Origin of the sequence: Microcoleus sp. F4-D5 (assembly GCF_036704885.1) — a bacterium.
In the GTDB taxonomy this organism is placed as follows: domain Bacteria; phylum Cyanobacteriota; class Cyanobacteriia; order Cyanobacteriales; family Microcoleaceae; genus Microcoleus.
The window spans coordinates 14,085-29,906 of the sequence record NZ_JAUBSX010000027.1; the positions used below are offsets into that span (position 1 = coordinate 14,085).

9 protein-coding genes and 1 pseudogene are annotated in these 15,822 nt (G+C 44.1%); 3 read left to right on the forward strand and 7 right to left on the reverse strand.

From position 1 onward, the window contains the following. Positions 1-280 precede the first annotated feature (280 nt). The 6 genes and pseudogenes from QUA80_RS33800 to QUA80_RS14635 all read right to left on the reverse strand — a co-directional run. Positions 281-400: pseudogene (locus QUA80_RS33800) on the reverse strand (ATP-binding protein); the annotation flags it as partial. Between the two features lie 361 nt (positions 401-761). Then, on the reverse strand, positions 762-1,715 hold the full coding sequence (gene mdh, locus QUA80_RS14615; protein ID WP_333425591.1) for a malate dehydrogenase: 954 nt from the start codon (positions 1,713-1,715) through the stop codon (positions 762-764). Positions 1,716-1,852: 137 nt separating this feature from the next. Continuing rightward, positions 1,853-2,068, reverse strand: coding sequence for an NAD(P)H-quinone oxidoreductase subunit O (locus QUA80_RS14620; protein ID WP_015178120.1), 216 nt, complete (start codon positions 2,066-2,068; stop codon positions 1,853-1,855). A 254-nt stretch (positions 2,069-2,322) separates the two neighbouring features. After that, entirely contained in the window at positions 2,323-3,255 is a 933-nt protein-coding gene (locus QUA80_RS14625; RefSeq protein WP_333425593.1) for a DNA-formamidopyrimidine glycosylase, read from the reverse strand. A gap of 2 nt (positions 3,256-3,257) precedes the next feature. Continuing rightward, positions 3,258-3,632 carry a photosystem I reaction center subunit IV gene (locus QUA80_RS14630; RefSeq protein WP_333425595.1) on the reverse strand — a complete coding sequence of 125 codons (375 nt, stop codon included), beginning with the start codon at positions 3,630-3,632 and terminating at the stop codon, positions 3,258-3,260. Positions 3,633-4,506: 874 nt separating this feature from the next. Then, positions 4,507-6,975, reverse strand: a complete 2,469-nt coding sequence (locus QUA80_RS14635) for an ATP-dependent Clp protease ATP-binding subunit (protein ID WP_333425597.1) — start codon at positions 6,973-6,975, stop codon at positions 4,507-4,509. Between the two features lie 439 nt (positions 6,976-7,414). Between QUA80_RS14635 and QUA80_RS14640 the strand changes: the two genes are divergently transcribed. Further along, positions 7,415-12,757, forward strand: coding sequence for an AAA family ATPase (locus QUA80_RS14640; RefSeq protein WP_333425599.1), 5,343 nt, complete (start codon positions 7,415-7,417; stop codon positions 12,755-12,757). 4 nt (positions 12,758-12,761) lie between these two features. Here the strand turns inward: QUA80_RS14640 and QUA80_RS14645 are convergent, their stop codons facing one another. Continuing rightward, positions 12,762-13,328 (reverse strand): hypothetical protein, encoded by a 567-nt coding sequence (locus QUA80_RS14645; protein WP_333425601.1) that lies wholly within the window; start codon positions 13,326-13,328, stop codon positions 12,762-12,764. Positions 13,329-13,450: 122 nt separating this feature from the next. Between QUA80_RS14645 and QUA80_RS14650 the strand changes: the two genes are divergently transcribed. Further along, positions 13,451-14,464, forward strand: a complete 1,014-nt coding sequence (locus QUA80_RS14650) for a hypothetical protein (protein WP_333425602.1) — start codon at positions 13,451-13,453, stop codon at positions 14,462-14,464. Between the two features lie 237 nt (positions 14,465-14,701). Continuing rightward, entirely contained in the window at positions 14,702-15,802 is a 1,101-nt protein-coding gene (locus QUA80_RS14655) for a glycosyl transferase (RefSeq protein WP_333425604.1), read from the forward strand. Positions 15,803-15,822 lie beyond the last annotated feature (20 nt).

The window sequence follows — 15,822 nt, forward strand, 5'->3', positions numbered from 1 at the left end:
AAAATTATTAAAATCCACTGAAGCAAAGGTTAATTTTAGGTTAAAAAGTTGAGGTAGTTGCAGGTTAGGGTTAAATTAGCTCAACTCCATGGCGATTCCCTACACTTTGGGAACGCACCCGCGTTCGGAATAGCCTCGCTTGACGAACACTTTTTGCCCGATTTTTACATTTTTTGAGAAGTGTAGAAATTTTTAGATAATACCAAGGTTTACGGTATCACATTTTTGATTAAAGTCAAGGTATTTTCAGCTTGAGAAATAGAAATGGCGATCGCGAGGATTAAAGTTTGGGCAAAGTAATGATAAATTCCGTATCAACTCGCCTTTTGCTTTCTACCTTTAAAGTGCCACCGTGTTGTTGGGCAATAATATCGCGAGTGAGAGATAAGCCAAAACCGACTGCTTCTGCTTTTGTTTAGTAGTAAAACAAGCAGGGAAGATTTTTGATTTAATTTATAGAGAAATTATCATGCCGTTTTCGGGGAAACCAAGTTCAACTGCTTTTGCCAATTTTTGCATTTTTACCTAGTTTTTGATAGTAAAATTGACTGTTGACTTCTCGGTTCCTTTCTGCAAATTTTTATGTTTTTTAAATACACCATAACAAGCATTATTAATGATATTTATCAAAGCGGGATTGAGGTCGGAGAAGGGTACTTTCAAGAGAGCGATCGCACAGTCATACTCGTGTCATACTCAGTATAAATTATTATATTGAAGCGGCGAGCGATCGGCTGCTGCGATGGCGAACTGCTACCAGCTTAAAAAGCACTTTTCAGTATCGCCTTAGCTTCCTCAATATTGTGGGCAATCAATTTACCCGATTCAATAAACGCTGCTCTTTCGGTATCGCTGAGTTCGAGTTCTACTACCTGTTCGACTCCCTGATATCCCAAGCGGCAGGGAAGTCCCAAAAATATATCTTGCACGCCGTATTCGCCGTGCAAATAAACTGAGCAAGGCAAGAGTCGCGACTGATTGAGTAAAATTGATTCTACCATCAAGCAGGCAGAAGATGCCGGTGCAAAAAAAGCACTGCCAGTCTTCATCAATCCGACTATTTCTGCGCCGCCGTGGCGAGTCCGCTGTACGAGTCGATCGATCGTCCCAGCATCCATAAATTGAGAGATGGGAATACCGTTGACAGTGGAATAGCGGGGCAAAGGAACCATCAAATCGCCGTGAGAACCGATGACTGTTGCATTGACTTCAGCAATTGAAACGCCCAATTCCATGGCAATAAAAGTTTGAAAGCGGGCGGAATCGACAATTCCTCCCATACCCATGACTCGGTGTTTTGGCAAATCAGCAGCTTCCCATGCTAAATAAGTCATGATATCTAGGGGATTTGTGACTGAGATTAAGATTGCTTGTGGAGAATGCTCGATCGCCTGTTTTGAGGCTTCGGTGACAATTCGAGCATTAATTTTAATTAAATCTTCCCGATTGATACCGGGTTTGCGCGGCAATCCGGCGGCAATTACTATGATATTTGAGTTTGCCGTATCTGTATAATCATTTGTACCGACAATTTGGCGATCGTGGCGTTCCACTCCCCTTGCTTCCATCAAATCCAAAGCAACCCCCTGCGGCCAACCCTCCACAATATCTAGCAATACTACATCTGCCAGATTTTTCTCGGCAATTCGCTGGGCTAACGTACTGCCGACTTTGCCTGCACCAATAATTGAGACGCGGGTTGATGGAGAATTCATTGGATTTTAGATTTTAGATTTTAGATTTTAGATTTTAGATTTTAGATTTTAGATTTGAGCAATCAGCTTAATTGAGGAAAGGTGCGCGTTGTGCACCCTTCGCTACATTAAGAACAGTGATGTTTAGTTGTGGTGAGTTACTTAAAATCTTCGAGTTGGTCTACCCGCAGCCAAATATTCGGGGTGGGAACTTTGCCAAATTTGACGAAGGCATAGTCGCCGCGAACATCCATCACTTCGCCCTTTGTTTCAAAAATATACGAGGAAAAGCGCTGGTCGCTGGCTTTTGCTTCTAGACTGTTTTCCAATTTTTCGCGTACAGCGCGAACTATGCTGCCTTTCTTGATTGCCATAACTTGCTTTGTTTAGTTTAAAAAACTATACAAATTTTAATCTAGATTTGGCTGGAAAGGACTTCTTCTTGCTTCTGACATCTGGCACCCTTCTCGCTTAACAGGATTTCCGACCTGTTCCACAATAGTTCAACATTCTTGTGAGCAGGGTGCCCCGCCCGCCCCTGAAAACCTTATTAACAAGGGTACAAGATATCAGTTCTTCCTTCTTCCTTCTTCCCTCTTCCCTCTTCCTTCTTCCTTCTTCCTTCTGCTTATTGCTGACAGGCGGGGCAAAAATGAGTCGATCGCCCTGCTAATTTTATACGTTCGATGGTTGCGGAGCAAGTGCGACAGGGTTGACCGGCGCGATTGTACACCCAAGCGACGCCGCCGTAGTTGCCGTTGACACCTTGGACGTTGAGAAAATTGCTAAAAGTGGTGCCGCCGGATGCGATCGCCTTCTGTAAAACTTGAATAATAGCTGTATGGATGCGCCCAATTTGCTCTGCGGTCAAATCCGCGCACAGAGTTGTGGGCATCACTCCCGACAAAAACAAAGTTTCGTCTGCGTAAATATTGCCCAAACCCGCTATCAGTGCCTGGTCTAGCAAAGCTGTTTTTATGGGTCGCGCCCGCCGGTGCAGCTTGCGGGCCAAATATTCTGTTGTAAATTCGTCTGAAAACGGTTCGGGGCCTAAGAGTTTCAGACCGGTGACAGTGCTGGAAACCTCGGTTTCTGGTGGCACGTACCACATTTGCCCGAAGGTGCGCTGGTCTACAAACCGCAGTTCTTTGTTTCCTTCAAAAAACAGCCGGACTCGCGCGTGTTTTTGCAGGGGTTCGGATCTGTTCACCCACAGCAGTTGCCCGGTCATCCGCAGGTGAACGCCCAACCAGCCGGCTTTTGAAGGAAGGAGTAAGGAAGAAGGAAGAAGGGAAGACCTTGGAGTTCCCTCCCTAAATTCTGCCCCTTTCCCTTTCTCTCTTTCTCCTTCTGGGAATTGAGATAGTTCTGCCAGTAGATATTTGCCGCGTCTGTACCAGCGGACGATTGACTTTCCTTTGACTTTTGTCAAAAAATCGGTCGCAGAGATTGAGCGGGCGATCGTGCTGTTTAACAACACGTCGCCGCCCAGCATTTCTCGATCGAGGGTTGCTTGATTCAAACCCCGGCAAATAGTTTCAACTTCTGGCAGTTCTGGCACAATTAGCGCTGTTCTGTTCCTTGATTTGGCGCACCTTCGACGCTGCCGGGAGTTTCGGCACCGGGTTTGCTGTCCGTGGCAGTTTTCGGCTGCTGGGGGGCTCCTCCGCTGCCGGTTTTCCGGGTTTTTTCCTCTACCGTGGTTTGCTTGCCGCCTGTAGCTGCGGTTGATTTTGCTTTCGCTTTGGGGGCGGATACTTCCACTAATTCGCTTTGGGCGAAGTTGTTGGTGTTGACGCCGGCATAATTTACGGTGTTAAAGCGAACGATAACTGGGTATTTAATGCCGCTTTGGTCTACCGTAGCAACGGTGCCCACTTCTTGATACCAGTAGGATTCTTTGCGGAGAATCCGAACTGTAGAACCGCGTTGAACCATGAGCTTTGTTTCCTTTGCGATGAATAAACGGATAAAGCCATTTTTTTTACTCTAGTCGATCGCGCGGCGCATTTAAAGTCTGCAAGGGAATTTTTGCCTCCTGCGCCGTTTTTTGGTCGGATTTTTGTAAAGAAAAGTAAATACTTTGGTAAAGCGATCTCTCCTGACCAAAAATAAATAAACTCACATTATCCATCAAACAAAAGCAGTTCTATCGGAACTATAAAAAACTTTACAAATAGATACCGAGCCGGAGCACTATCTGCATTAAATAGGACAGTCCTGGACGCAAAAACCCGGTTTCTTTACGTAATTTAGTCATATACGCTCGCAGGTGACAACGAGAAACCGGATTTTTTGGTCGAGTGCATCCAAGACTGTAGGATTTACGCACGTAGTGCCAATCCCCCCACGCGCGGCGTAGCTGTCCCGCTATGGGAATCGCCCCGAACATAGAGCGTTTTGTAGGGGGAATCCCCCGATTTTAGATTTTCGATTTGAGATTTTCGATTGACTTGCGCGAGATAAATGCTCTTTCTTGAGGATTTTCGATTTGAGATGCTTTCGATTGATTCCACGGATAAATCGCGTGGCGGGTACCACCTTTGAAATTCGCTTGTCAGTCAGTCCCATCTAAAATCTCAAATCTCAAGTTGAAAATGGTATTAGTCACTCATCTCCAAATCTTTCAGTTTCCCCAGCTTTTTACCTAGCAGGATAGTTTTTCACAAATCATTTAGGATTGCTATATTATGGTTGGGAGCGCGGGTCTAGAATTGCATTTTTTTAAATTGGTATTTTTTTTAATTAAAAACCCGGTTTCTTCAAGAAACCGGGTTTTTAATCCACAGTATTTATCCGGGTGTCTGTGAGATTAATGACTCAAAGCGAATTCAGGTAATTTCGGCTCAGATGAACCATCGGGCACTACCTTAACCTGACCGTTTTCATCCACATCCACGATCGCGCTTTGGCCTCCCGTCAGCTTCCCAGACAGCATTTCCTCAGCCAGTACGTCTTCCAACAACTGCATGATTGCACGCCGCAAAGGTCGAGCACCGTAGCTGGGATTGTAGCCTTCTTTAACTAACAGTTCCTTGAACCGTTCCGTTACCGACAAAGTAATTCCCTGTTCAGTTAAGCGACTGAAAACTTCCCGCAACATGATGTCGCCAATTTGCTTGACTTCTTCCTTATTCAACTGGCGGAAGACAATAATGTCATCCAAGCGGTTGAGAAATTCTGGACGGAAAAACTGTTTGAGTTCCTCGTTGACCAAATTGCGAACGCGGTTGTATTTAACATCTGCAAAGTTGTCATTAAACTCAAAACCCAGACCGCCGCCGCCTTTTTCAATCACTCGCGAACCGATGTTTGAGGTCATAATCAGCAGTGTGTTCTTAAAGTCAACTGTCCGACCTTTAGCATCAGTCAAGCGGCCGTCTTCCAAGATTTGCAGCATCATGTTGAAGACATCGGGGTGAGCTTTTTCGATTTCATCGAACAGCACGATGGTGTAAGGACGGCGGCGGACTGCTTCTGTGAGTTGGCCGCCTTCATCGTAGCCGACGTAACCCGGAGGCGAACCGATGAGTTTGGAGACGGTGTGACGTTCCATGAATTCGGACATATCCAACCGAATCATGGCTTCTTCGGAACCGAAGAAATAAGTTGCGAGGGCTTTTGTAAGTTCCGTTTTGCCGACGCCTGTCGGACCGGAAAAGATGAAACTGGCGATCGGGCGATTCGGATTTTTCAAGCCTACCCGCGCGCGGCGGATGGCCCGAGAAACTGCGGTGACAGCTTCTTCTTGACCGATCAAGCGCTGGTGCAGCGTGTCTTCCATGTGCAGCAGCAATTCGGATTCGGATTCTGTCAGCTTGCTGACCGGTACTCCCGTCCAATTAGCGACGATGTTGGCGATGTCTTCTTCTGTGACGGTGGGAGAGGTTTTGACTTGGCTTTTGTTGATCGTAGCTTCGGCGATTTCGGCTTCAATTTCTAATTCGCGATCGCGCAATTTTCCAGCTTTGTCGAAGTCTTGCTCGCGTACTGCTGCATCTTTTTCTTTTGTTACTGCGGGCAGTTGCTTTTTGAGTTCTTTAACTTCGGGCGGGGTTTGCGAATTCATCACGCGGACGCGGGAACCTGCTTCGTCAATTAAGTCGATCGCCTTGTCTGGCAAAAACCGATCGTTAATGTACCGATCTGACAGTGTAGCCGCTGCTTCTAAAGCTGCGTCGGAAATTGTCAGTCTGTGATGCTGTTCGTAAGCCGATCGCAACCCGTACAATATTTCTATTGTTTCAGCAACGCTCGGTTCGCCGACTTTGATCGGCTGGAAGCGGCGTTCTAAGGCAGCGTCGCGCTCGATGTGCTTGCGGTATTCGTCCAAGGTAGTAGCGCCGACACACTGCAATTCGCCTCTAGCAAGGGCGGGTTTGAGCATATTAGAGGCGTCCATGCTGCCTTGAATTGCCCCTGCACCGACTAAGGTGTGAATTTCATCGATGACCAGAATGATGTTGCCGGCAGCGCGAATTTCGGCCATGATTTTCGCCAGCCGTTCCTCAAATTCGCCTCGGAATTTTGTACCAGCAATCAGCGAACCCATATCGAGGCTGATTACTTGTTTGTCTTCTAAAATTTCCGGGACGTTTCTATTAACAATCCGCTGGGCTAAGCCTTCGGCGAGGGCTGTTTTGCCGACTCCCGGTTCGCCTACTAACACTGGATTGTTCTTCGTGCGGCGGCCGAGCACTTGGATCACGCGCTCTATTTCATTTTCGCGACCCACTACGGGGTCGAGTTTGCCGGTCGCGGCTAACTTGGTCAGGTTTGTGCCGAATTCTTCTAAAGTCGGGATTTTGCGATCGCCGCTATCCCCCCTACCTCCGGGTACCGCCGCGACTTCTCCCACGGCACGAATTACCTGCGTGCGGACTCTCTGGCGATCGATTCCCAAGTTTTGCAGCACCTTCGCCGCCACCCCTTCATCGTCCTGAATCAGCCCCAGCAGGATGTGCTCGGTGCCGATGTAATTGTGGCCTAACTGCCGCGCTTCGTTCAGCGCCGTCTCAAAAATGCGCTTGACGCGAGGTGTAAAAGGAATTTCCGGCGGGAGGAACCCGGAACCTCTACCGATGATATTTTCGATTTCATTGCGCGCCTCTTTCAAGTTGAGGCCCATATCCAATAATACTTTTGCAGCGATGCCAGTGCCTTCGCCGACGAGTCCGAGGAGGATTTGCTCGGTGCCTACAAAATTGTGACCGAGGCGTCGCGCTTCCTCTTGGGCTAGCATGATTGCTTTAATGGCTTGTTCTGTAAAGCGTTCAAACATATTTTTCTATCCTACTGTCTTGGCGAGGGCTGTATCGCTGCTGGTGAGGAGCGATTTGGAACACTACACAAATTATAGATGTAAATTTTTGTGTATTTCCTTCTCTAACAATGTATCTTGCTAAAGAGGTAGGGACAGTGTGGAGAGCCGAATAGTAGGGGTGTGGTTGCCGTCCGCCACCAGCGACTATTAATTGAGAATAATAGTAGCAAAATGGGTTTGTTCCATAGATACTATAATTTTTATATACAAATATTATATTCCACTAAATAAAAAAATTTTTTACTTTAAGTAGACCATTTAACTAAGCTAAGCATATAACTGTTGGGCTGTCAAGACTTTTGACGATTGACGGTGGTCGTGCCCTCAGCCAACAGCCAACAGCCAACAGCGAACAGCGACTCGAATCAGATATATTTCCAACTCAGAGGAGAACTTGATGCAATTTCTTTCGCAATATCAAATCCACTCCACTCTCCACGAAGGTATCGAAACGATTATTTATCGAGGAAAAATCCCCACCCACCAGGATACAACCGTACTCAAAATCCTGAAAGCTGAATATCCCACCCTCGATGCAATTACCCGGCTCAAGCACGAGTATCGCATTCGCCAACATTTAGACCATCCAGGCATAGTTAAAGTCATTAGCCTAGAAACCTTTGACAACCGTCTCGGCTTGCTTTTAGAAGACTTTGATGGCGAATCTCTCGATCGCCTCATGTCCAGACAAAAGCTCGAAGTCATCACCTGTTTGAGGTTTGGTATCCAACTCATAAAAGCCTTAGAATATCTGCACCTTCAAAAAATTATTCATAAAGATATTAAGCCTAGCAATATCATCATCAACAGCCACACAGGAATTATTAAACTGACAGATTTCGGGATTGCTTCGCGATTGTCCAAAGAAAATCCCCAAATTAATATTAACTCGATAGTCGGCACTTTTGCTTATATGTCTCCCGAACAAACCGGGAGAATGAACCGCACCCTCGACTATCGCACCGATTTTTATTCCCTCGGAATTACCTTGTATGAAATGCTGACAGGTCAATTGCCATTTACGAGTAACGATCCCTTAGAAATAGTTTACAGTCACATAGCTTCTCAAGCTATTTTACCGCATAAAATTAATTCAGATATTCCACCAGCTATTTCACAAATTGTGATGAAATTGATGGCAAAAAATGCCGAAGATAGATATCAAAGCGCAGGCGGATTGTTGGCAGATTTAGAAAATTGTTTAAATCAGTTAGAAACTACAGGTCAAATAGTAGATTTTACGCCGGGAAACTTAGATATATTGAGTCAGTTGTTGATTCCTCAAAAATTGTACGGTCGGGAAACACAAGTCAGGGAACTATTGGCTGCATTTGAACGTGTAGCTAATCCCTCCAAAGAAATTTCTTCCCATTCCCAAATTGAAATGATCTTAGTTTCTGGTTATGCAGGTATAGGCAAATCGGCCGTAGTCAGCGAAATCCAAAAACCCATAACCAGACAGCGGGGGTATTTTATTTCAGGTAAATTTGACCAATTCAAGCGGAATATACCTTACGCATCTTTAATTCAAGCTTTTCAATCTTTGATCCAACAGTTACTGGCGGAAAATAACAAAAAATTACAAGATTGGCAAGATAAACTTTTAGCCGCACTCGGTGATTCCGGGCAAGTAATTATTGACGTAATTCCCGAACTAGAATTGGTAATTGGCAAACAGCCTGCCGTTGCGGAACTTGCCCCAACTGAAGCACAAAACCGCTTTAACAGGCTATTCAAAGAATTTATCCACGTATTCGCGCAAAAAGAGCATCCATTAGTCATATTTATCGATGACTTGCAGTGGTCAGATTCAGCGACCTTGAAATTAATGGAATTGCTGGCGACTGACCCCGATAGCAAATATTTACTATTAATTGGAGCCTATCGAGACCATGAAGTTAGCTCTACACATCCTTTAATGCAAACAGTAGAGTACCTTCAAGAAACGGGAATTATTCTCAAGAATTTAGTGCTGGAACCTCTTTCTTTAACCCAGGTGACTGAGTTAATTTCTGAGACATTGAATGACTCAGAAAGAATTCAACCTTTAGCGGAGTTAATTTGGAATAAGACTGGTGGAAATCCTTTTTTCTTAACGCAATTGCTCAACACTCTTTATCAAGAAAAACTTTTGAGATTTGACTTTACCCGGCTGCTGTCTCCCGGAAGAAGAGGGGAGTGGCAGTGGAACCTTGAGGAGATTCACGCTATTGGCATCACAGATAAGAGTGTAGTTGAACTGGTAGCCAGTCGGATTCAACAATTGCCAGAGACTACACAACAAGTTTTGAAATTGGCGGCTTGTGTTGGGGATAAATTCACTTTAGATGTTCTCTCTACTGTCAACGCAAAATCTCCATCAGTCACGGCGGCTGAACTCTGGGATGCTTTGCAAGCGGGGTTAATACTTCCATTGAATGAGAGTTACCTCATTCCTTTATTTTTAGATGGAGAAGCAGGATCTAATTTAACTTTCGATTGTTCGCGAATCAGCTATAATTTTTTGCACGATCGCGTCCAGCAAGCTGCATATTCGCTGATTCCTGATGATGAAAAGAAAGCCACTCATCTTAGCATCGGTAAATTGCTGCTTGAAAATACGCCCGCCGATAAAGTAGAAGAGAAAATTTTTGATATTATCAACCAGTTGAATGTAGGAATTGATTGTCTCACTCGGCAATCAGAAAAAGATGAGTTAGCAGGATTAAATTTAATCGCTGGACATAAGGCAAAAGCAGCTAATGCTTACGAACCCGCTGTTAAGTATTTGAATGCGGGAATGTCGTTATTAGCACCTGATAGCTGGGATCGCAACTATAGCATGACGCTGCGGCTGTATGTAGAGACGCTGGAAGCGGAATATTTAAACACCAACTTCGAGCAAGCAGAAGTTTTGGCAGAATTGGTTTTGCGATCGGCTAAAAACCAGCTTGACATAGTGAAAGTGTATCAGCTAAAAATCCTATTTTATCAGGCTCAAAGCCAGATGCTAAAAGCTGTTGAAACAGGTCTAGAAGTGCTGGAAATGCTGGGAGTAAACCTATTAGATAACGAAACCATTGCAGTGCCAAAATTGCCGCGAATTGAGGAATTAGAAAACCTGCCAGTTATGACAGATCCTTATCAACTGGCAGCTATGGAAATCATGACAGCCCTCTATCCTCCTGCTTATATTGCCAAACCAGAAATTGTGTCCTCCCTCGTCTTGACTATGGTCAATCTTTGTATCGATCGCGGTCATTCAGCATTAGCCGCTTTTCCCTATACTCTTTATGGAACGATCCTGTGCGGGACAGAAGGCGACATCGAAGCTGGCTACTACGCTGGACTAATCGCTTTAAAGCTGCTAGAACAATTTAATGCTAGCCAACAAAAAGCTAAGGTTTATGTAATGTTTAATGCTGCTATAAAAATCTGGAAAGAGTCTACTAAAAATACACTTAATTCATTTATAGAAGGAATGAAAATTGGTGTGGAAAATGGCGATATAGAATGGGCAGTTTATAATTGCAAGCACTATATTACAAATTTGTTTTTGGTGGGAGAACCGCTAGAATATGTGAAAGATAAACAAACCATTTATATGGATTTTTTGCGAATAAATAAACACGAATTTGCCATAGGTTATGCTCAAATTTGGCAAGGAATTGCTTCAAGCTTAAGAAGCCAAACAGCAGAGCAAGTAAGGTTAGGTAGCTCCATGTTGGATGAACCTGCTGTGATGTCGCGTTGGCAGAAAGAAAATAATCGAATGTCGCTGTTTGCAGCTTATGTTGCTAAATTGATGCTGCTTTATTTATTTAAAGATTATGCTGCGGCTGTTGCCAGCGGTAAATTAGCGGCAGAATACGCAGATGGGGCGATCGGCTTAATCACTGTTGGGGTACACAATTTCTACTATTCGCTGGCCCTCCTCGCTCACTATCCTGACAGTGACGATCGAGAAGCATACCTAGCTATTGTTAACTCTAATCAGCAAATTATGAAAAAGTGGGTCTACCATGCACCCATGAATTATCAGCACAAGTACGAGTTAGTTGAAGCTGAGAAAGCGCGAGTTATCAGCGATAAACTGGCAGCAATGGATTATTATGACTTAGCTATTAAAGGAGCGGCTGCTAACGGTTACATCCACGAAGAAGCATTAGCTTATGAATTAGCGGGAGAGTTTTATCAATCTTTGGATAAAGATATCAGTGCTCGCTCTTATGTGAAAAAAGCTTATTATGCTTACATCCGCTGGGGATCTACAGCCAAAGTTAAAGACTTAGAATCTCGTTATGATTATTTAGTCGATCGCCATCAAGAAGCAATATACAACAATATTGTCACGACTACCAAAACTACTATCAACAATAGTTTGGTGCTGGATCTACCAACTGTTGTCAAAGCATCTCAAGCTGTTTCGAGCGAAATTATTCTCAGCCGCTTGCTAGAGAAACTCGTACAGCTTGTGAAGGAAAACGCAGGCGCTCAAAAAGTATTATTTCTTGCCAAGACAGGTAATCAATTATTCATAGAAGCTGCGCTGACAGGCCAGTTTGATGATGTAACCGTGTTACAATCTCTCCCGATTGCCGAATCCGATATTCTCCCAATTTCCTTGATTAACTATGTAGAAAGAACCCAAAAATCCTTGGTTTTAGATGATGCTACCCGAACAGAGCAATTTCAATTTGACCCTTATATTGCCACCAATCAACCCCTATCTATCCTGGTATTGCCAATTATCCATCAAGGCAACCTTACGGGAATTTTTTATTTAGAAAATAATTTAACAAAAGGTGCTTTTACTAGCGACAGGCTTGAAATTTTGGGAATCCTGTCTGCACAAGCAGCTATTTCTCTAGAAAATGCCCGTTTTTATACTATTCTGGAAACGCGAGTAGCGCAAAGAACTGAGAAATTGCAAACTGCACTGGAAGAACTTCGCCACACTCAATTGCAGCTAATTCAAAGTGAAAAAATGTCCAGTTTAGGGCAAGTTGTCGGGGGAATTGCTCACGAAATTAATAACCCGATTAACTTTATTTATGGAAATTTATATTACACCAATGAATACGCTCAAAACTTACTAAATCTACTACGTCTATACCAAAAAAATTACCCAAATCCCGTGCAAGAAATAGTAAATGAAACAGAGCAAATAGATTTAGATTTTTTGATTAATGATTTCACTAAAATGATAGATTCAATGAGATTGGGCGCTGCAAGAGTTCGCGATATTGTGCTGTCCCTGCGAAACTTTTCTCGGCTAGATGAATCAGATAGAAAATGGGTTAATATCCACGAAGGTATCGATAGCACCTTGATGATTTTGGATCGCAAATTAATTGATATTCAAGTAATCAAGCAGTACGACAATTTGCCTTTATTGAACTGCTATCCGGGAGAAATTAATCAGGTATTTATGAATGTACTGACCAATGCGATTGATGCTTTTTGTCGGAAAAGAGGGAGTGAAGTTGACTCCACACATACTCCGACAATTCATATTTGCACTGAAGTCGCGGAAGGCAATCAAGTAGCGATTCGCATTGTTGATAATGGTGTGGGTATGACTTCGGAGGTGCTGGGTAAAATATTCGATCCATTTTTTACTACTAAACCGATAGGTAAGGGGACTGGTTTGGGATTGTCTATCAGTTATCAAATTGTGGTAGAACAACATGGAGGAAAGCTAATTTGCAAGTCGGAACCTGGAGAGGGCAGCGAGTTTACTATACTGCTTCCGTATTGATTAATTAAAGCCATCGTGAAAGCAACTGTTCAATTACTTTCACAAAGCCGATCGCAATTTGAATCAACGGCCAACCTACAAAACAAATGAACACCGCCCAGCGAGTTTGAATATCCAAACCTTGGCGAACCGCCACAATTACAGCTAGCAAACTCCACAGGGCTAATATGCGCTCTATTCCTTCTCCCAACAAGGGAATTAAGGTTAAAAAATTCAGCGCTTGGGGGGCGTAGGCAAAGCCGATCGGAACCAACAACTCCCCATAAGTTACGTGTCCCGGCTTCAGCCACTCCCCGATTTTAAAAATAGTGAAAGTCCAAAAATAATAACCACCCGCGACTGCCAAACCCTCTATCAAAAGTCCTAGAAATAATACTGATGGCTCAGTTCGGTTGATTAACAAGATGACAGCACTGCCCAACACGCGGGACAGCGCAGCTAAAATTACAACTGTTAAAGCTATTCGCTTAGTTCTGCGAGTGTAGGGAGTTTTTTCGTAAAAATTGCCGTCCAAAGAAAGTGCGTTCCAAAGGGTTGCGCCCAAACCTGCAATTGAATCTTCTCCCTTCACGTTGAACTCCTGCTCCTCAAGATAGTTGACAACTTTTACATAATAAGCTCTAATACAGCAGAATCACCGAATTATTTCTACGTAATTAGCTAATTAATTGGCATTCTACCAGATTTTATTAAATGTTAAGATTCATTTTAAGGATACTTGCATGGCTGCGCGGGGGAAGTTTAAATTTGCTGCTCGTCGCAGGTGTAATTCTAATAATTTGGGGCATTCTTTCCCCGGTGGGAACTGTGATATGGTGGCTGAATCAAAGTGCCGAAACTTTTGGCATCAAGAAAAATCCGCCGGAGATATTGCCCTCAAACAAGGGCAATTTAGAAGCCCGCCAGTCTTCGCGGCTCAGTTGTTATATCATCTTTTTACCGGGAGTTGGCGATTTTTCGGGGGACGAATTAACCCCTGGCGAAGAGTTCTTTCTCAAGCGTTTAGTTAAAAGTCACCCGCAGTGCGTAGCAGTGGGCGATGTTTTTCCTTACTCAGCTTCTAACAAAAGTTTAGGAGGAGAGCGGTGGCTAGCTCCTTTTTGGCGGTTTGCAGAACAGACCAAAAGCGGACCGATTGCGGGGGATATATTCATCAAAATTCGCAATCTCTGGAGGTTTGCAATTTCTCTAGATTATCGCTACGGCTTTGCATACAATCAGGGAATTGCTAATGCAATTATCGAGCGCATGAATGCTAAATCTCCGATTTCAGTTAATCCTAAACAACCTTTGAAAGTTATTTTAATTGGCACAAGCGGCGGCGCACAAGTTGCTTTGGGTGCTACTCGCTATCTTAAAGAATGGCTGAAGGCAGAAATTACGGTTGTTTCGGTTGGGGGCGTGTTTTCGGGAGAAAATGGTTTTGCAGAAGCCGATCGCATTTTCCACTTTCGCGGCACTCGCGATTCAATTGAGGATATTGGCGGCATAGTTTTTCCGACTCGCTGGTACTGGTACGCGACTTCTCCTTTCAATCAAGCTCGTTTGCAAGGCCGCTATGCAGAAGCTTTGAGCGGCCCTCACAAGCACGACGGCGATGAGGGATATTTTGGCGAAAATCGGGCGGCGGAGGGTCAAAAGTATGTAGATATAACGCTGGACAAAATTAATCAATTGCCTGTTTGGTCTGAGGGTGCGTCTGATTGATGAGTTTTTGCATATTCGATAAGCTGTCGCGCATTTAAATTGTATATTCAGGGCGGGCGGGACGCCCACCCCACAAGAATTGATTTTTTTTGACATACAATTTAAATGCAGCAACAGCTTAGTCATTAGTTATTAATTTTGTGATTGTTCGCTGCCTTCGAGTCTCTACCTCCAATTCGCAATTCCCGATGCCGGATGCCCAATTCCCAATTCCCAATTCCCAATTCCCTATTATCAATGTCTCGACCAACATTATATATTGCCATCACGAATCACGGATTCGGCCACGCTGTCCGAGTCTCCTCCGTAGCTGCAAAAATTCAAGAATTAAATCCAGATATTTTACTAATTATCACAACAACAGCTCCTCGCTGGCTGCTAGAATCTTACATTGGCGGCGACTTTATCCACCGTCCCCGCGCTTTTGATGTCGGAGTCGTGCAAGCTGACAGTTTGCATATGGATAAAGACGCGACGCTGGAAAAATTGCGGGAAATTCGGAAAAAGCAAAATTCGCTAATTGCCAGCGAAGTTAATTTTATCAAGCAAAATCGGGTGGGTTTGGTGCTGGCAGATATTCCTCCTTTGGCAACGCGAATGGCGGCAGCGGCTGGGGTTCCCTGCTGGATGATGAGCAATTTCGGGTGGGATTTTATCTATCGAGATTGGGGCGGGGAATTTGCAGAAATGGCAAATTGGATTGGTGAGTGTTTCGGAATGTGCGATCGACTTTTTCGTCTTCCTTTGCACGAACCGATGGCAGCTTTCCCCAATATTCAAGATGTTGGCTTGACAGGCGGCAATCCTCGCTACAGTAACGATAAAGTTCGGGAAGTATTCGGCATCGAAACACCCCTGGAAAAAACTGTATTGTTGACTTTTGGCGGACTGGGTTTAGAAGAAATTCCTTATCAAAATTTACAGCAATTTAGCGACTGGCAATTTATTACTTTTGATGCGGGAGCTCCCGATTTGTCGAATTTGATTAAAGTCAAAAATCAGGAGTTTGCACAATCTTTCCCGATTTTACCGCGTCCTGTCGATATTATGCCTGTCTGCGGGCGTTTAGTTTCTAAACCGGGATACAGCACTTTTGCAGAAGCTTTGCGCTTGGAAATACCTGTTGTTTCTATCATGAGAGAAGGTTTTGCAGAAGCGGCGGTGTTGCTGGAAGGGATTAAAAATTATGCGGAACATCAAATTGTGACGGCGGCGGAGTTTTTTGAGGGGGATTGGGAGTTTTTGCGACAACCGCTGCATCTGCCGTGTTTGCCGGATAAATTGGATAAAAATGGTACGGAGGCGATCGCCCAAGCTGTTGTAGATTATTTTACATAAGGCTATTTGAAATCGATCCT

What these genes read in the sequence shown, in the direction of transcription:
- QUA80_RS14630 (WP_333425595.1), bottom strand. Translation starts at nt 3,632, where the DNA reads ATGGTTCAACGCGGTTCTACAGTTCGGATTCTCCGCAAAGAATCCTAC.
- QUA80_RS14640 (WP_333425599.1), top strand. Translation starts at nt 7,415, where the DNA reads ATGCAATTTCTTTCGCAATATCAAATCCACTCCACTCTCCACGAAGGT.
- QUA80_RS14620 (WP_015178120.1), bottom strand. Translation starts at nt 2,068, where the DNA reads ATGGCAATCAAGAAAGGCAGCATAGTTCGCGCTGTACGCGAAAAATTG.
- mdh (WP_333425591.1), bottom strand. Translation starts at nt 1,715, where the DNA reads ATGAATTCTCCATCAACCCGCGTCTCAATTATTGGTGCAGGCAAAGTC.
- QUA80_RS14635 (WP_333425597.1), bottom strand. Translation starts at nt 6,975, where the DNA reads ATGTTTGAACGCTTTACAGAACAAGCCATTAAAGCAATCATGCTAGCC.
- QUA80_RS14650 (WP_333425602.1), top strand. Translation starts at nt 13,451, where the DNA reads ATGTTAAGATTCATTTTAAGGATACTTGCATGGCTGCGCGGGGGAAGT.
- QUA80_RS14655 (WP_333425604.1), top strand. Translation starts at nt 14,702, where the DNA reads ATGTCTCGACCAACATTATATATTGCCATCACGAATCACGGATTCGGC.